Raw genomic sequence first — 17,343 nt, forward strand, 5'->3', positions numbered from 1 at the left:
CCATTAGATTAAAAAAGCTGCCTAGTGCAGCTTTTTTTGTATCTAAAATTCACCTTGGAACGATCTTTGTATATATTTTAATAAGTTTATTTTTATAAGTGGTGAGCATGCGTTTATTTTACCGTAATTGCGTATTAAGGCTTTCATTAATTCCGCTATCTTTATTTATAGCAACCAACAGCTTAGCTACAGAAAGCCCTGCTGCTGTACCGCTGTATACAGAATCTGAGCTAATTGCGTTAATAAATAAAAATACGCATTTAGCGCGGGTAAAGGCAGATGATTGCCAGTTAGTGCAAGATATAGAAGCACGAGCCAATAAAATGGCATTGCCGTCTTATCAATTTTTATACGGCGATATGCTGGCTTATAACGTGTGCGTGGATCGTAATGTAGAGTTAGGTGTGTATTACATGCGAAAAGCGGCTGAACAAGGCTTAGCGGCAGCGCTAGAGCAGTTAGGGCGTTACTACGACACCGGGCGTTTAGTTCAGCAAGATAAAGCAATGGCAATTACGTATTTGCGTGAAGCGTCGTCGCAAGGCAATTTAAAAGCACAACTACGTTTGGTTAAATTATTTAATGATGGCTATGGCAGCCCGCGTGATTTTGAAGATGCATACCGCTGGCTATTTAATTCTATGGTGGCAGATAAAGCGACTCATAAAAAAATTGAGCGAGCGTTGACTAAGTTAGCGCAAAAAATGCCAGATAGTGTGGTTGCGCGAGCTCGCCTTCCTATTTAATGGCTCTTAAAAAACAAAACCCTAACTTTTTAAGTTAGGGTTTTTGAGTTTTTACAGGTAGTAAAAGTGTTTAACTTTCTTCTTTAGCCTTTGTTTGCGGGTCTTTTAAGACCGACATTTTAGGCGGCTGTAATGCAACAACACGCTCGCCTTCTAGCGGCGGTTTTTCCATGTTGATTGTAAACGGTCTTAGCTTAATTGGCGTATCGTCATCGCTGTCTTTATCACCTTTAAGAATAAACAAAGGGATAGCCTCAGGGTTCATTTCTAGGTATTGCTCCCAGCTAAACTCATCCGAGATACGTGTTGAACTAACCTTACCGCCTTTAGCTATGATACTGCTCAAACGTGCGTATGAGCCTTCGTCGCCAAACAATATTTGTCTAGATAAAAACGTTGCACTGTCTTTATTTGCTTTAGCATGCGACGTTGATGAGCGAAGCGAAAATACATTTTTTTCATTAAGTAAATGCGAAAAGTATTGAACGCCTAGCGCATTATGATGACGGTTTGGCGATAGCGCTAAGACACTGCGAATAGTTGTTAGAGGTAAGTAGCGTTCAGCATGCTCTGATTGCGGGTTACCATAATAACAAGCTAAGCCATCCATACGTGCCATTCTGCAGTTTTCCCATGCAGGATCTGAAAGGTGAACCGGAATATTCTGCTCTTGTAAGCCACGTCCAATTGCACGCGATACATGGTTTGCACCAATAATTAATATTGTATTTGGTGATGGTTGGCGTACGCCTAATAGCTTGGCAACAGGAATTGCTGTTAAGCTTTGCAGCACAACCGTAATGATGATCACCGTAAATATAAGTGGCACCATTTTTTCAGCATCAGCAACGCCAGCTTCCATCATACTTAGTGCAAATACTGACCCAACGGCTGCGGCAACTATACCGCGTGGAGCAATCCAGGCAAGTACCAAGCGAGACTTCATTGGTAAGTCAGTACCAAAGGTCGAAATAGCAATACACAGTGGGCGTGCAACAAAAAGCACAATAGCTAAAAAGATAAATACATCGCTGTCGAGCATCATCAAATCAGAAAGCTGTAAGCGTGCTGCAAGTAAAATAAATAGCGTCGATATTAATATCATCGACAAGTCTTCTTTAAACTCAAGTACAGAATCTATTTCTAAATCGTCTTGGTTCGCAAGCCAAATACCAAATACAGTTACTGCTAATAAGCCTGATTCATGGCTTAAATAGTTTGATACAGAAAAACTAATAAGGACTAGTGCTAAAATTCCAAACTTATGTAATTCAAATGGCAGCCACTCGCGACGCATTAATAGGGTTGTTAGCCAACCTGCAGCAACACCAATACTTAAACCAACACCCAGGGTTTTAACTAAAGCAATAATAGTATGACTAAATACTTCGCCTTGGCCTACAAGCATTACAGCTTCAAATACCAATACAGCAAATAATGCGCCAATAGGATCTATTACAATACCTTCCCAGCGAAGTATGCGGTCTATGTCTTGTGTTGGGCGCATTGAGTTTAATAGCGGTGCTATAACGGTAGGGCCAGTAACAACGAGTACTGCGCCTAGTACCGCAGCAACACGCCAGTTAAGCTCAAGCAACCAGTAGGCGCTTAGGCTAATAATAATGCAGGTAGTAAGCATACCGATTGAGCAGAGATTCCTTACAACTTTTCCTATCCCTTTTAATTCTCTGAAATGCAGAGTTAAGGAACCTTCAAATAAAATGATGGCAACGCTTAGTGATACTACTGGAAACAGTAAATCACCTAAAAGTGCATCAGGGTCTAAAACACCACTAAATGGTCCAAGTAAAAGACCAGTAAGCAATAAGAAAAGAATAGCGGGTACTCTAAAAGCCCACGCGACCCATTGGGCAAGCACAGAGCAAAGTGCGATACCGGCTATGTAAATTGCTGACATAGATTAAGAATTCCTTATTTATGACGATATGTTTAGAAAGTATAACTTTTGTTAATTATTAATACAGGGGTATACACCGGAAACTCAAATATTACTAATCAATTTTAGCTGCTTATAAAAGATTAGTAGGCTTAAATTATTTAGCGAGAACTTAGCCACCTTATTTTAAAGTGTATTAATTGTTTAATTTATTGAATTTTAATAACAATATAAAGAGTATGAGTGTTTTGTATTAACTTAGTTCGAATTTTAACCTTGATTTTAAAGGGGTATTTGGTGTATTATACTTCGTGTTCTAATAATTAGTCATCTAACGAAGTTTATTGAAGATAAAACAGGCTTGTTAATCTTAACGTCATTTTTAATCTTTATAATCATGTGTTAGTGATGTTTCTAGTATTTGAGCATTACAAAATATCATTTGCCGAATTCTTGGTATGGTTTTGCCAAACAAGTTTATTTAATTATTTAAGTAAATAAAGGTTTGAGTTGAACTATTACTTTCAATATTTAGCCCCCCATCGTGGCGGTTAAATCTCGGTCCTTTGGTCTTCACCCTATCTGTTGGTGTATCAGACTTTAGAGGCTCTATGTATGTTGTTAATAAAAAAGCCACACACAGCTTTTTACAGCGATGCATAAACAACACTTTTAAATTTTTTGATTAGTGCTGCTCAATATTATTGGGTTGTTGCTACTTTTACTTAACCTCAAATCTAAGCTTCTTGTTTTAGATATGGTTTTTGCGTGTGTGTGAAAAAGTGTTGCCTAAATGAAAAGAAAAATTCGAAGCTATGTTTTAAACCTAGCTACTTAGTTTTAGCTCGTCTAATTAAGATGAGCGCAGATAAAATGGAAAGTTGAGCATTTATGCAAAAGTTAAATTGGCGACGTATCGTACTTAAAGTAGGTAGTGCATTAATTGCACCAGATCAAGATGGCTGCCGTTCGCGTTACATATTAACCATCGCACAGTTCATTGTTCGTTGTCGTGCCCGTGGAATCGAGGTGATTTTAGTATCATCGGGTTCTGTAGCGGCTGGAGCGCATTTATTCCCATCAGACAAAACTCGCTCTGTGGTAATGAAAAAGGCAATGGCAGCAGCAGGTCAAACAGAAATGATCGCCATGTGGGACCGCTTTTTTGACTTTCCATCTGCGCAGCTATTATTAACGCACGGCGATTTACGTGACCGCGAGCGTTACCAAAGTATTCGCGAAACTGTGTTCACTCTACTTGAGCACGGTATTCTCCCTATTATTAATGAAAACGATGCGGTGACAACCGATGAGCTACGAGTGGGTGATAACGATAACTTATCAGCGATGGTTGCAGCTGCAGCGGATGCCGATGCTTTATTAATATTCTCAGACGTTGATGGGCTATATGACAAAAACCCTAACTTACATGATGATGCGGTGTTACTGCCTGAAATAAAATCAATTGATGAATCTATTTATGCTATGGCAGGATGTGCTACAAGTGCTGTTGGTACTGGTGGCATGAAAACCAAAATAGAAGCTGCAGAAAAAGCAACGTCACATGGTATCGCGACTTACATTATAAACGGCTTTAAAGAAGAAACATTTACGAAACTGCTAGCTGGGGAAAATCCTGGTAGCATATTTTTACCGTACGAAAAACCGATGCTGGACTCTGTGCATTGGATGACACACACAGCAAATGAGCAAGGTGAAGTTGTTGTTGATGGATCATTTGATGAATCCCTTGAAGGTGAAAGTGGCTGTATTCGCGGTGATGAAATCATGGAAGTCCATGGTGAATTTGCTGTTGGTGATACTATTTTAGTACGTAGTGAAGACGGTACGCGTTTAGCTAAAGCGACCGCAAATTACAGTAGCTGTTTGTTAAACTTTATTGCAGACAACGAACAGAGTGAATTCAGCGAAAAAATGCAGGATTCAATTGGACCAGTTATATCTGAAAAACATATCGCATTATTGGAGAAGTCATGAGTTTAATTACGGACATTTCACGCCAGACAGCTAAAGCTGCCCATACACTTGCTTTACTCGATACCGAGACTAAAAATCAAGTACTAATTGAAATGGCAGCGGCACTAAGAGAGCAAAAAGCATTTATAATCAAAGAAAACGAAAGTGACCTAAGCGCAGCACGCGACAATAACTTAGCAGCCTCAATGATCGACCGCTTAACGCTAAACGATGAGCGTATTGAAGCAATGGCAGAAGGTATTGAAGTAATCGTAAGCCTGGACGATCCTGTTGGTCAGCTACGTGATATTACAGAGCGTCCAAATGGCATTAAAATTCGTAAAATGCGCGTACCTCTTGGCGTTGTATGTATGATTTACGAAGCACGCCCAAATGTAACAGCAGACGCTGGCGCATTATGTTTTAAATCAGGTAATGGCGTAATTTTACGTGGCGGTAAAGAAGCACTTAAAAGTTCGCAAGCTATCGCAAGTGTAATGCACAGCGTACTTGAAAAGCATAACTTACCAGTATCACTTATTTCAGTGATTCCAGATCCAGATCGTGCACTATTAATGGAATTAATGCAGCAACGTGAAAGCATTGACTTAATAATTCCACGTGGCGGTGAAGGCTTAATTAACTTTGTTACTGAAAACAGCACGATCCCAGTAATTCAGCATTACAAAGGCGTTTGTCATCTATATGTAGATAAAGATGCAGACCTAGAAATTGCGCTTAACTTACTACTTAACGGTAAAACGCAACGTACGGGTGTTTGTAATGCACTTGAGGGCTTAGTAGTTCATCAAGATGTTGCAGATGAGTTTTTAAATCTGTGCGCAGTGGTATTACGCCAAGAAGGTGTAAAAATAAATGCTGACAGCTTTGCAGCTAAATACTTTGATAATGCAACTGTGTTAGCCGATAACGAATTTGGTGAAGAATACCTAGACCTAGAAATCGCTATTCGCGTTGTACCAAACTTTACGGCAGCGGTTGAACACATTGCACAGTTTGGTTCAAACCACACTGAAGTAATTTGCACTAAAAACGCAGCCGCTGCAGAGTTATTCCAGCGTAGTGTCGATGCTTCTGTAGTGATGGTTAATACATCATCTCGCTTTTCTGATGGCTCACAGCTGGGCCTAGGCGCAGAGATTGGTATAGCAACTTCTAAGCTTCATGCATACGGTCCTATGGGACTTGAGTCACTGACTACTGAGAAGTACTTAGTGAATGGTGAAGGCCAAGTTCGCGAGTAACCGCTAAAGCTTAATTTCATTAAAAAGCCGAGTATGGAAATACTCGGCTTTTTTGTTTTTTCAGACTACTCTGTAATTAATTTAATTTTTCAAGCCAGTCGCTTGCAGGTTCAGGCCTGTGTAAATAATAGCCTTGAAGAATGACTTCTGGATATTCTTGCAATAAATCAAAGTGGGACTGGTTCTCTACACCTTCGGCAACTATCTCGAGTTCAAATAAACGGCCTAAGCTTACAATCATATCAATAATTAACTTATCGTTATTATCAGTCGGTGCTTCCAATACAAAAGAACGGTCAATTTTTAGTTCTTGTATGGGTAATTGTTTAAGATAAGTTAAACTCGAATATCCAGTACCAAAGTCATCAATTGATACCCTAATACCTAGCTTCTTGAGAAAGTGAACAGCTTCAATAGCCGCTTCCATGTGATTAAGTAATGTACCTTCAATTATCTCAATAGTGAGTTGCTGAGGGTTAATGCTATGTTGCTTTATTTGTTGGCTAATAAAGCTTAAAAAACGCGCTTCATGAAAGTGCCTGCCACTTACATTAATTGATAGGTTTAACTTAGGGTGAGTTTTACTAAGTTGCGTTAATATTTCAAGTGCATTTGAAGTTACCCAGCAATCTAAGTCATAAATTATATCTGACTCTTCGGCTATAGATATAAACTCACCAGGGCTAATGAAGCCTTTTTGAGGATGCTCCCATCTTAATAAAACCTCAGCGCCTTTGAGGGTTTGGCTTCGGTCAAATTGAGATTGTAAATATAGGGATAACTCATTATTTGAAATAGCTTTACGTAAATCTTGCTCTATTTCAAAACGGCGTTTTGCTTGCTCGCCAAATGAAGTATCAAAAAAGGTAACTCTATTGCCGCCTTTTTCTTTTGCTTTGTAACAAGCCGCCTCACAGTTACGAATTGTTTCAATAGCACTTTCCCACTGATCTTCCCGAGGAAAAATATACGTGCCAATACTTACTGTTAAGCTAACGTCTTGTTCATCAACCACAAAGGGGTGGTTTACACTTATGAGCAGTTCTTGGGCTTTATTTTCAGCCATAGCTTGGGCTCTGATCCTGCCAATACCTTTTTCAACTGTACACAGTACTGCAAATTCATCACTGCCTAAGCGAGCAATAACATCTTTTTTACTCACCTTAGAATGAATTCGTTTAGTTAATTCTTTTAAAATGTTATCGCCAGCGAGTAGGCCTAATCCATCATTTATTGAGTGGAAGCTGTCTATGTCAATAATATAAATATAGGCATAACTATTTTCGGTACTACAAACCTGAAGTTGCTGCTCCAACTGCTTTAAAAAACCATTTCGGTTGGGCAAACCTGTAAGTTCATCATGCCATGTGAGGTAGTGAATTCTTTCTTGCGTTATCTTAACGCTAGAAATATCACTAAATACACCAATATAGTGCACGTTGGTATCTTGCTCGCCTTTTACCATACTGAGAGTTAATAACTCAGGATAAAGCTCGCCATTTTTTCGTCTGGTTACTAGCTCTCCACTCCAATAGCCTGCTTGGTTCGCATGATGCCATACTTGATCAAAGCTAATACTAGGGTGGTTATTTTGTTTAATATCGTGCAACTGCATTTGCAGGGAGTCAGATTCAGAGTAACCTGTAATCCGGCAAAATGAAGGGTTTACGGCAATAATTTTTCCGTTACTGTCGGTAATAACAACGCCATCAGCGGTTCCCGTTAGGGCTTGATAAAATAACTTTTGTTTTGAGGAGAGTTCTTTTAATTCTTCTTCACGCTGACTTAACTCTTTCGCCAGAGACTCTATTTCAAGTAGTTTGTCGTGCAGGTCAAAGTTTTTTTCTATAAGCCTATCTAGCATGCCTTGAGCGGTAATATGAGTGCGAATGCGTGCTCTAACGAGCGCTAGCTTGTAAGGTTTGTGTATGTAGTCAATTGCGCCCATAGCAAAGCCTTTTTCTTCAGACTCTTCCTCGGTAAGCGCAGTTACAAATATGACGGGGATGCCTTTGGTATTTTGTTTCGCTTTGAGTATATTACATACTTCGTAGCCGTCCATGCCAGGCATCATTATGTCTAATAAAATCAAGTCAGGCCGAGTTGACTCAATAAATATCAAAGCCTGCTCACCACTAGTCGAAATACGTACATCGTAGTCAGTTAAAAGTCCTTCTACTAATACGTGTAAATTACTAGGTTCGTCATCAACAATAAGAATTAAAGGTTTATGCTTTTGTTCTGTGGTTAATCCATTATTGTTTGCGAGGTAATTTGAATGCACTATCTGTCCTTCTCTGCGTTCTTTACAATATTAAATCTAGTTCAGGTTAGTGGTTATGCCTAATTTTTATTATCGTTTCTATACTTATCAATAAGCTCAATTACTAACGCGTAGTTAAAATGATCAATTGCTTCTTTGAGCTTAAATAGAGAGTGGCCTCTATCATATTGATTCATTTCTAGCTGTCTAACCAAACTGCTAGGTACGGGGCGAGCCGTTAATGCTAATGAGTATATATTATCAATAACCGAGTCTTCGTTTTCTAGTTCATGTTGCTGTATATGTTCTTTTTTAAAGCTATCAGCTATCAAAAATTGTTTTACAGCAAAAAGTGTAAGTATTAATTGCTCATTAAAATGAGATAAATTAATACTTTTCTTATCTATTAAGCTTTTCTCAACACTTTGCGCGCTTTGTTGCAGTAGCTCAAAGCCTAATGTGCCGGCCAATCCTTTAAGTGTATGTACTAGTCGAATTAAGCTTTCTAACTCTCCATTTTTGATTAATATATCAGCTTTAGTTGAAAAGTCATTGTAATCGTTGACAAACTGAGTAAATAATTTAGCTAACAATTCGTCATTGTTTTCTAGGTTTTCTTTTGCTAAAGGCAGGTTTATAGTGCTCAGAGATTCGCTACTTTGCAGATGCTTTTCTATACTTTCGTAAAGCGCATCAAAAATAATCGGTTTTACTAAAAAGTCATCCATACCCGCTCTAAACGCTGCTTTTTTATCATTAGGATCTGCGGCTGCCGTAATGGCAATTATGGGAGTTTTGTAGCCTCGCTCTCTTAATATGCTTGTTGCTTCAAGCCCATCCATAACTGGCATTTGAACATCCATAAAAATAATATCGATGTCATTTATCTCTACTTTATCTAATGCATCATGTCCATTATCAGCAATGATCACGGTCATATCTAATCTTGCTAAAAGGGCGGAGGCTATTTCTTGGTTAATTTTATTGTCGTCAACAACTAATGCATTAAAACCCGAGAATTTAGGGTGAGGCTTTAATTGCTTTTCTTTAAAATTATTTGGTGAAAGCTTTCTTAAAATTTCAACTTCACTATTTTTATTACCAATAATTATAATGTCTATATTTTCATTTTTTGCAATTGGCTCAGGAGACTCTTCATCGGTAATTAATAAAATCAGTGTCAATTTTTCATTAACGCTTTTATTTTGAGCGTACAGTTGTTGTAAAATAAAGTTATCGTTGAGCTCTTTTTTTTCTATCGACATTATTACAATACTAAATGGGCTACTAGGCTGAGACATTTTTGCAATGGCCCTTAATGGTTCTTGTGTTGTTTCTGTCGTTATATTTATATCATTTAGTAAGTCCATTAATTTTTTAATTTGCTCATTATCAGGGCTAATTAATAAGGCGTGTTTTTTAAGCTTTTGCTGCTCAGATAAGGTAAAAGGTAGAGTAAAGAAAAACTCGCTACCTTGATTAATCGCGCTCCTTACTTGTATATCTCCGCCCAGCAATTTAGTTAACTGTTTGCTTATAGTGAGTCCTAAACCGGTCCCACCATACTTTCTTGTTGTGCTTGAATCACCTTGCGAGAAAGACTGGAATATAATTTTTGATTGCTCTTCAGTCATCCCAATACCCGTGTCTTTTATACTAAAGCGAAGGTTTATTGTTTTTTCGTGTTGAGATGTCGCTTCTATAATTAATGATATTTCACCATGCTCAGTAAACTTAATTGCGTTACCTACACAGTTATTTATTATTTGACTTAAGTGCATTGGGTCGCCAATAAGTTCAAGCCCTGCATCAACGTGTAAAGTAAAGTTTAATAACAAGCCTTTTTGCTTAGCATTTGTTGAGAACAAATTTTGAACGTTAGAAACAATAGTATGTAAAGTAAAAGGGATTTGCTCTAACTGGACTTTTTCCGATTCTAGTTTAGAAAAATCTAGAATATTATTTAAAATCTGTAATAAATTTTGAGCACTTGAAAAAGCTTTATCTGCATAATGTTTTTGTCTTGAGGGAAGCTCACTGCTTTGTAAAAGCTGCAACATACCTAATATGCCATTCATTGGGGTGCGAAGTTCATGACTCATATTGGCTACAAAATCTATTTTTGTTTTATTGGCTTTATCGGTTTGCTCCATAGCGCTCGTCAGGTCGGCATTCATTGCTTCCATTTGGGAATTTAATACGCGGGTTTCATTGAGTAGCTCTTTGGTTTGCTTATTTTTTAAATATAAAGCATTAGCTGCTTTTATTACCGACGCTATTTCAGTTTGATTTTGGCTGTTATTTGAAATAGTTACTGGCTTTTCGCTATTCATATCTTTAAGTAATAAAGTGAGCTGAGTAATTGGTTTTATAACCGATCTAAAAATAAAATAGCTTAAAAATAAAATGATTAACATAATTAAAACGGCAAATATATTTGCCTGTTCTGTATTTTTTGTTAAGTGGCTACTTAGTAGCTCTTCTGTTTTGATAAGTTTATTTTTTTCTATGTTTTTAATTTCATTAGTTAAATACAGCAATTCGTTTTCTATGCCTGTAAGCACTACATTTACAGAAAAAGTGTAGCTACGGGTGAGTAATACAAGTTGGTTATAAGCTTGTTTTAAGCTTGTTGTTTTATTGGACAGGGATTCATTTATTACAGAGGTGCTCGTTAGTTTTTTATGTAAGTGATTTAAGTTTTGTTTTACATTTTGTGCTTCATCAAAATTAGGTTTATAGAGATAGCTTATAATTGCGTGTTTTAAATTACTTATTGTGAGTAAAACATCGTTAAAAATAACTTTATTATCATTGTTTGAAGACCCTTCTAAATCACTAATTGTTACCTGTAGGTCATCAATAGGCTGTTTGAACTGAGTAGTGTAAAGGTGTTCGCGTTTTTGTCTGTTTACGACAACTTGGCCAAATGTATCTTGGTAATTATTTAGATACTCGCCAAGGCGTATTAGTGAGTTTTGATACTCAGGGGTTTGGTTTTGAGTGTTTGTTTTTAGCTGCTCGAGATTTAGATTTGCCTTATTTAAATAAAAATTAAATTTGGTAATCGTATTTTCATTTGCATTGTCAATAAATGAAACTGCATGCCCTTGCAGGGAAATAATATCGTTTTCTAAGTGATTCACAGCTTCACTTTGAATAAGCGCGTTATGCTGCGACTTTTGCAAGTTAAGTAAGGACGTTTGCGAATAGTTAAACAAATAGCTTTGTAAAAGAAGTAATCCAATCAGCGAACACAAAGCTAATATTATTTTTGATTTAATTGAATTTATTATCATTATCGGCTAATCAACTCATACCATTTTTGCAGGCTGTAGTCATAGGTTGGCATAACTGTATTCCATACTGCTACATTGCTAAAGCGTTTATGGTAACTACCACCATTACGTTGCGCACCAGCTTTAATAGCTACGTCGCCATTTGTATTTAATAAGTCTATGTTTGTTGCTTTTCCACCGTACCAGTAATCCCATTCGGCCGGCGATAAGAGTAGTTTAGAGCGCTGCGGGTTACTAATGTAATAACCTTGGCGAGCAATAAATGCACCAGGCCAGCCTGAAAGCCACCAATTCATATAATCGTAAGCTGCATCTTTTGCGCTACTTTGTATTTGTGACGACAAACACATAACACCATGCCAGCCTCGGTAGCCTTCTTTTGGCGCGGCAAATCGTACATTAATATTTTGGCTGTTTAATGCAGACACGGCAGGCGAAAACATACTTTCTATATGGGCTCGCTTACTTCTCATAAATTCAATCGACTCAGGAACCGAGTTCCAATAGCCACTAAAGTGACCTTGGCGTTTAAAGTCGAGTAATATACTAAACAATCTATCAAGTTCTGGGCGAGTCATCGCACCTATATTTTTAAATTTTATAAGCCCTTTACTTTGCGCTGCTAGGGCTAGGTCAAAGAGTCCAATGGTAGGCGCATTTACGATAGCTACTTTACCTCTGTTCTCGTCATCAAGCAGCCAACTCCAGCTTTCGGTTTCGTATGCTATACCGGGCTTAATAAAATCGGTGTTGTAACCAAAAGAGTCAACATTATGCACATAAGGTAAAAAGCTAATATCATCGCTTTCTTGTGCGCTTAATGTGCCATCGGGTTGAACATTTAATAATTTATAGGGAGCATCACCTGCACCAATACTTGCAGTTTCGGTTAGTTTTCCCGTTTTAGTAAGTGGATTTATCTCATTAAAGTAGGTGAGTCGTTTTTTTTCTATTGGCTGTATAGAACCTGCATCCCAAAGCACATTAATGCTGTTTGACCATTGTTCGTATAAATCAAAGGAGCTTGGGTCCATTGATGCCTTTTGCAAAACAGCAGCGCTGCCTGCGGGAGTAAATTCTATATTAATACCTAAGTCACTCATCGCTTGCTTGCGAATAGCCTCTTGGAGTGTTACATGCGTACCAAGTACTCTTAATGTGACTTTTTTTCGGGCAAAAACATAAGGCGCATGTGTTATTGCACCAGCTGTTAAACCTATTGCAGCTAGCTTTTTTAGCGTTGAACGCTTGGGTATGTCCATGTTAAGCCTAAAGTATTAATGTGTGACATTATATATAGCTAAGAACTTGTAAAGACACAAGTTGAATGGATAAATTTAAAATTATATAGAATGAAAAATTAGAATAGTAGGGTGTCAAAAAATAATAAAAACAATGGAAAAATAGAAGAGTAGAGCGAATTTGAAAAGGAGTAGGAAAGTGGTGGAGCTAAGCAGGATCGAACTGCTGACCTCCTGCGTGCAAGGCAGGCGCTCTCCCAGCTGAGCTATAGCCCCACATTCCTAAGTTACATATAATGTAACTGCTTGACTGCTGAGTTCCAAGCGGGACGAACTTTAAGTTTTTTTATAAATTTGGTCAAGTATTTTTTCGTAAATTTTCACTGTTTACGTCAATTTTTGTTAGACTCGGCTTAATTCAAAACTAAAACGATAAAAAACAATGAAAAAATGTGTTCTAGCGCTTATGGTTTTACTTGCTGGTTGTGCCTCAAATGACGAGCCGCCTTTTGAAATAAATAATAAACAGTTTCACGAAAAGCAAGATGAGCAAGGTAATAAACTTTTTGCTTATGTTGTTTCGGTAAAAGCTAAGCATCGTGAAAACTTTAACCTTGATCGTGGTCCTAACAAGAGACCAAGCCGCGGTGAGGTTAAGCAGTATATAGAGAAAGAGCATTTTGAAGAGTCGAGCATTCTAAAGTTACAGCTAGAAGATCAAGCAGTTGAATTATTGAACCAAGAGCTAAAAGAGCGTAAATACTGCGATAACAAACATGAAGTTAATGATGTTTTATGGCGAGATTTGAGCGTACAGCTAAGAGGGCGTTGCTTGTAATATGTTGGCTGATAAAACTAAGTTAGCAGAGCTTTTAGCGCACCTAGATATTGCTTACGATACAATAGAACATCCACCGCTACATACTAGCTTAGCGGCTGATGAGTTTATGATTGAGCGCCCAGGTACTCGTCTTAAAAACCTATTTTTACGCGATAACGAAGGCAAGCGACACTTTTTAGTTATTACAGAGCACAATAAGCAACTCGATTTAAAGGCACTATCAAAGCAACAAGGGCTTTCGCGTTTAGGGTTTGCATCGAGTGAACGCTTAGCAACGTATTTAAAAGTGGCTCCTGGGTGTGTATCTATGTTGGCTCTTTTAAATGATAAGCAAAACGAAGTGAGCTTATGGGTTGACCAAGATATTTGGGGTGGTGATTTGTTTCATTGTCATCCGTTTGAAAACACCCAAACATGGTTGCTTAGTAAAGCTGATTTAGAAACATTTTTTAATCACACAAAGCATCAACCGCGCGTTGTATTTTTACCCTCAAAATAAGCCCACATAATTAACGATAAACCGCATAAGCAAACCGCGAGCAGCGTAAACATAAACGCTGTTTGCCCATGATGTTGGTATACCACACCGGGTAATAACGACCCCAATGCCCCACCACTGTAATAAAACGATACATATCCGCCATTGGTTACACTTGGCGGGGCTTTACTTATTTTATTAACGAGCGGTGCGGCAGTTGAATGAATCACAAACATAGCACCACAAAACAAAGTAAATGCGATTAAAAATAAGCTAAGCTGGTGGCTCATTAATAAAATAATACTCACACTATAAAAACTAAATACCGCAGTTAATAAATGCCAAGGCGAAGGGACTTTTTTAAGCAACCAAGGTGCAGCAATAGAGGCGAGGGCCCCAACTAAATAACCACTGTAAACTAAACCTATGTCACGAGTATTGGTAATTAAAAACGTGTTTTGTAATATAAACGGTAAGTAATTAAGTAATGCAGCAAAACAAAAAAACATACAAAAGACGGCGCCGTACACTTTAAGGATAGCGCCTTCTTTAAGTTGTTTAATGTAATCCAGAGGGGAGAGCTGCGACGGTGTAGCTGGGTTTGTAAAGCGAGAATGCTTAATTGTCAAAGTTAAGCAAATAAGCATAAAAGCAATTACGTAATAAAAGCTCTGCCAATTCCATAAGTCGCTAAACAAAGCTGCAAGCACACGACCAAAGTAACCACCAACTATACTGCTACCAATATAAAGGGTCATATTTTTTTGAAGTGTATCAGCGCTATAACTCATGCCTATATAACTAGTCATTGCTGTTAAAGCTGCGGGGAGCGTCAAACCCTGTAAAAATCTGACTAATAATAAAAGCTCAAAGTTAGGTACATAAATAAAAAGTAAGCAACTAAAGCCTAAAAGCACCATTGCAATACGTAGAATTAGTAGTGGATTTATTTTTGCTAAAAATAAACCATAAACGAGTGGGGCAATGGCTAAGGGCAACATAGTTGCAGTCATTAAGCTGCCAGCTACCGCAGGTGCTACATTAAATTCGCTCGCAAAAAGGCTAAGTAGGGGTTGCGGTGCATAAAGCACAAAAAATATAAATACCGAGCAAACGAGCAAACGAGTAAATGAGGTAAACGCATTCTATGGCTTGTGCATTTGCTGATTGGTTGCGTGGTATTGTATTAAAAATTGCTTTTAATTCATAATTAAAACCATAGTCATTGCGCTATATCATGGTTTGTTTTAACTAGTTTGCTAGATTAATGTCGATAGCGCTGTTATTTGAACTCGTTGGTGATTAAAATAGCGATAATATTAGTTTTTAGTGGAACAAAGCCATGGGTTCATTACAAGACCAATTGCTTCAAGCAGGATTAACAACATCGCATAATGCTAAAGTTGCTAAATCAGAAAAGCGTAAGCAACAAAAAAAGCAAAAGAAAGGGGCTACTAGCAACCCAAGTGATCTGCAAAAGCATATTCAACAAACCAAGCTAGAACAGCAAAAAAAAGCTGAAGAGCTTAACCAAACACGCCAAGTGAGCTTAAAGCAGCGCGAGCAAGAAGCGCGTGTTAAACAAATTTTAGAGCACCACAACCAAGACGCTATTCGTGGTGAGCGCACATTTAATTTTACTTATCAAAATAAAGTAAAAAATATCGACGTGAACGAGAAAACGCAAAAAGCGTTATCGGGCGGTCGTTTAGCTATTTGTGTACTAGAAGGGCAGTTTTACGTACTAGACGACGAACCAGCACGCAAAGTGGCTGAAGTTGACGAAAAGTATATTGTTTTTCATGTAGAGCCAGAAAACAAACCAAAAGATGAAGATGACCCGTACGCAGACTTTGAAGTACCAGATGATATAGTGTGGTAATAGTCCATTAAGGGTAAGCTCATTTTTATTTGATAAAGTATATAAAAGTGAGACAGAAACGAGTTAGCGGTTTTTGGTTAAGTTGATCGTCTAGCGTCGTTTCGTACGTATGCTTTTTATTTGATTGTTTACTACAATCAATAGAACAGTTTTTCTAACCGTCAAAAAAGAAGAGTAAATACAATGAGCAAGATGAAAACACTACTATTAGGCGCGGGTATTACTTTAGCCGCAAGCTTCTCGTTTAATGCAGCAGCTGCCGATGGCGCTGCACTTTATACCGCTAAAAATTGTCAAACTTGTCATGGCGCTGAAGGTAAAGCACCAATTATGGGTATGTACCCTAAACTAAACGGTCAAAACAAAGATTATTTAGTAGCGCAAATGAAAGATATTAAGTCAGGTGCACGTAATAACGGTATGACCATGGCTATGAAAGCAATGGTTGCAACGGTAACTGATGAAGAGTTTGAAGCAATTGCAGATTACCTAGCTAACGTAAAATAATTTACGCAGTTATACCATTTTAATACAATTGGTATTTTAGTTTTACAAACAGCCACACAATAGTGTGGCTGTTTTGTTTGGTGTTTGCTATAAAATAGAGACTGCTTTAGACTTCTAAACATCTGTTCGTACAGGTTAATAATGTACGTTTTTAAAAGGCTTATTATGTTTGATTTACCCCAACTCGATTTAAAAAATAAAGTATCGGCACAAGAGTGGCAACTGCGTATTGATTTAGCTGCGTGTTACAGACTGGTAGAGCACTTTCGTTGGGGGGATTTGATCTATACGCATTTATCAGCACGTTTGCCTGGCACCGATCATTACTTAGTGAATGCCTTTGGTTTAACCTTTGATGAAGTAACTGCCTCTAATTTAGTGAAGGTCGACTTAGACGGTAACATTATTGACGATACGCCATTTAGTATTAATCCAGCTGGTTTTACTATTCACAGTGCGATTCATGAGGTACGCGAAGACGCTCATTGTGTTATTCACCTTCATACTAAAGAAACAATCGCTGTAGCTACACAAAAAAATGGTTTATTACCGCTTAGCCAATATTCAATGTTTTCACTGCCATCGCTTTCTTATCATGGTTACGAAGGGCTTGCAGTAAACGACGACGAGCGAAAAGTGCTGCAAGATGATTTGGGCAGTACTAACCATATGTTATTGGTAAATCATGGTGGCTTAACAGTAGGGCCAACGGTAGGCGATGCGTTTATGCGCTTTTATGATTTACAGCGAGCGTGTGAAATTCAATTGGCGCTACAATCAAGCTCGCAAGAGGTGATTGAAGTACCGCAACCTATAATCGACAATATTTATAATCAAGCAAACGTAGTACACAGTGGCAGCACTGGCGGGCAACTTGCGTGGCCTGCGATGTTACGTAAAGCGTATCGACTTGACCCTAGTTTTGCAAAATAACCCATAGCGGTTAA

13 protein-coding genes and 1 tRNA gene are annotated in these 17,343 nt (G+C 38.0%); 8 read left to right on the forward strand and 6 right to left on the reverse strand.

Features of this window, described 5'->3' with window-relative positions; all coding sequences use genetic code 11:
* The first annotated feature begins 107 nt into the window (after positions 1-107).
* Positions 108-746 carry a tetratricopeptide repeat protein gene (locus tag I6E72_RS06515; protein WP_007586412.1) on the forward strand — a complete coding sequence of 213 codons (639 nt, stop codon included), beginning with the start codon at positions 108-110 and terminating at the stop codon, positions 744-746.
* A gap of 70 nt (positions 747-816) precedes the next feature.
* Here I6E72_RS06515 and I6E72_RS06520 read toward each other — a convergent pair whose 3' ends face one another.
* Positions 817-2,664 carry a cation:proton antiporter gene (locus I6E72_RS06520; RefSeq protein ID WP_165722391.1) on the reverse strand — a complete coding sequence of 616 codons (1,848 nt, stop codon included), beginning with the start codon at positions 2,662-2,664 and terminating at the stop codon, positions 817-819.
* Between the two features lie 870 nt (positions 2,665-3,534).
* Here I6E72_RS06520 and proB point away from each other — a divergent pair.
* Entirely contained in the window at positions 3,535-4,641 is a 1,107-nt protein-coding gene (gene proB, locus I6E72_RS06525; protein WP_197111534.1) for a glutamate 5-kinase, read from the forward strand.
* A complete protein-coding gene (locus tag I6E72_RS06530) occupies positions 4,638-5,885 on the forward strand; it encodes a glutamate-5-semialdehyde dehydrogenase (protein WP_165736109.1) in 1,248 nt (415 codons plus the stop codon). The genes proB and I6E72_RS06530 overlap by 4 nt, the downstream gene beginning before the upstream one ends.
* 76 nt (positions 5,886-5,961) lie before the next feature.
* On the opposite strand, the gene I6E72_RS06535 is transcribed toward I6E72_RS06530, so the two are convergent.
* From I6E72_RS06535 to I6E72_RS06550, 4 genes are all read right to left on the reverse strand, one after another.
* Entirely contained in the window at positions 5,962-8,169 is a 2,208-nt protein-coding gene (locus I6E72_RS06535; RefSeq protein ID WP_165736110.1) for a two-component system response regulator, read from the reverse strand.
* Between the two features lie 59 nt (positions 8,170-8,228).
* Positions 8,229-11,447, reverse strand: coding sequence for an ATP-binding protein (locus I6E72_RS06540; protein WP_197111536.1), 3,219 nt, complete (start codon positions 11,445-11,447; stop codon positions 8,229-8,231).
* On the reverse strand, positions 11,447-12,709 hold the full coding sequence (locus I6E72_RS06545) for an ABC transporter substrate-binding protein (RefSeq protein WP_197111538.1): 1,263 nt from the start codon (positions 12,707-12,709) through the stop codon (positions 11,447-11,449). The genes I6E72_RS06540 and I6E72_RS06545 overlap by 1 nt, the downstream gene beginning before the upstream one ends.
* 179 nt (positions 12,710-12,888) lie before the next feature.
* Positions 12,889-12,964, reverse strand: a tRNA-Ala gene (locus I6E72_RS06550).
* Positions 12,965-13,130: 166 nt separating this feature from the next.
* Between I6E72_RS06550 and I6E72_RS06555 the strand changes: the two genes are divergently transcribed.
* Together I6E72_RS06555 and I6E72_RS06560 are read left to right on the forward strand one after the other, a co-directional pair.
* Positions 13,131-13,526, forward strand: coding sequence for a hypothetical protein (locus I6E72_RS06555; protein WP_197111540.1), 396 nt, complete (start codon positions 13,131-13,133; stop codon positions 13,524-13,526).
* A gap of 1 nt (position 13,527) precedes the next feature.
* The gene (locus I6E72_RS06560; RefSeq protein WP_197111543.1) at positions 13,528-14,028 is read left to right on the forward strand and encodes a prolyl-tRNA synthetase associated domain-containing protein; all 501 of its coding nucleotides are present in this window, start codon (positions 13,528-13,530) and stop codon (positions 14,026-14,028) included.
* Here I6E72_RS06560 and I6E72_RS06565 read toward each other — a convergent pair.
* Positions 13,995-15,128, reverse strand: coding sequence for an MFS transporter (locus tag I6E72_RS06565; RefSeq protein ID WP_197111544.1), 1,134 nt, complete (start codon positions 15,126-15,128; stop codon positions 13,995-13,997). The genes I6E72_RS06560 and I6E72_RS06565 overlap by 34 nt on opposite strands.
* A gap of 221 nt (positions 15,129-15,349) precedes the next feature.
* Here I6E72_RS06565 and I6E72_RS06570 point away from each other — a divergent pair, with 221 nt between their 5' ends.
* The 3 genes from I6E72_RS06570 to I6E72_RS06580 all read left to right on the forward strand — a co-directional run bounded on the left by I6E72_RS06570 (position 15,350) and on the right by I6E72_RS06580 (position 17,329).
* On the forward strand, positions 15,350-15,889 hold the full coding sequence (locus I6E72_RS06570; protein ID WP_002957867.1) for a DUF2058 domain-containing protein: 540 nt from the start codon (positions 15,350-15,352) through the stop codon (positions 15,887-15,889).
* 183 nt (positions 15,890-16,072) lie between these two features.
* Positions 16,073-16,396 (forward strand): c-type cytochrome, encoded by a 324-nt coding sequence (locus I6E72_RS06575; protein WP_002957866.1) that lies wholly within the window; start codon positions 16,073-16,075, stop codon positions 16,394-16,396.
* 165 nt (positions 16,397-16,561) lie between these two features.
* Complete coding sequence (locus I6E72_RS06580) at positions 16,562-17,329, forward strand: class II aldolase/adducin family protein (RefSeq protein WP_121953742.1); 768 nt, start codon at positions 16,562-16,564, stop codon at positions 17,327-17,329.
* The last annotated feature ends 14 nt before the right edge of the window (positions 17,330-17,343 follow it).

This window comes from Pseudoalteromonas sp. NSLLW24, assembly GCF_015864725.1.
In the GTDB taxonomy this organism is placed as follows: domain Bacteria; phylum Pseudomonadota; class Gammaproteobacteria; order Enterobacterales; family Alteromonadaceae; genus Pseudoalteromonas; species Pseudoalteromonas arctica.

Excerpts from the sequence above, each read along its gene's own strand:
- proB (WP_197111534.1), top strand. The coding sequence starts at position 3,535 with ATGCAAAAGTTAAATTGGCGACGTATCGTACTTAAAGTAGGTAGTGCA.
- I6E72_RS06540 (WP_197111536.1), bottom strand. The coding sequence starts at position 11,447 with ATGATAATAAATTCAATTAAATCAAAAATAATATTAGCTTTGTGTTCG.
- I6E72_RS06520 (WP_165722391.1), bottom strand. The coding sequence starts at position 2,664 with ATGTCAGCAATTTACATAGCCGGTATCGCACTTTGCTCTGTGCTTGCC.
- I6E72_RS06530 (WP_165736109.1), top strand. The coding sequence starts at position 4,638 with ATGAGTTTAATTACGGACATTTCACGCCAGACAGCTAAAGCTGCCCAT.
- I6E72_RS06580 (WP_121953742.1), top strand. The coding sequence starts at position 16,562 with ATGTTTGATTTACCCCAACTCGATTTAAAAAATAAAGTATCGGCACAA.
- I6E72_RS06555 (WP_197111540.1), top strand. The coding sequence starts at position 13,131 with ATGAAAAAATGTGTTCTAGCGCTTATGGTTTTACTTGCTGGTTGTGCC.
- I6E72_RS06515 (WP_007586412.1), top strand. The coding sequence starts at position 108 with ATGCGTTTATTTTACCGTAATTGCGTATTAAGGCTTTCATTAATTCCG.
- I6E72_RS06560 (WP_197111543.1), top strand. The coding sequence starts at position 13,528 with ATGTTGGCTGATAAAACTAAGTTAGCAGAGCTTTTAGCGCACCTAGAT.
- I6E72_RS06575 (WP_002957866.1), top strand. The coding sequence starts at position 16,073 with ATGAGCAAGATGAAAACACTACTATTAGGCGCGGGTATTACTTTAGCC.
- I6E72_RS06545 (WP_197111538.1), bottom strand. The coding sequence starts at position 12,709 with ATGGACATACCCAAGCGTTCAACGCTAAAAAAGCTAGCTGCAATAGGT.
- I6E72_RS06570 (WP_002957867.1), top strand. The coding sequence starts at position 15,350 with ATGGGTTCATTACAAGACCAATTGCTTCAAGCAGGATTAACAACATCG.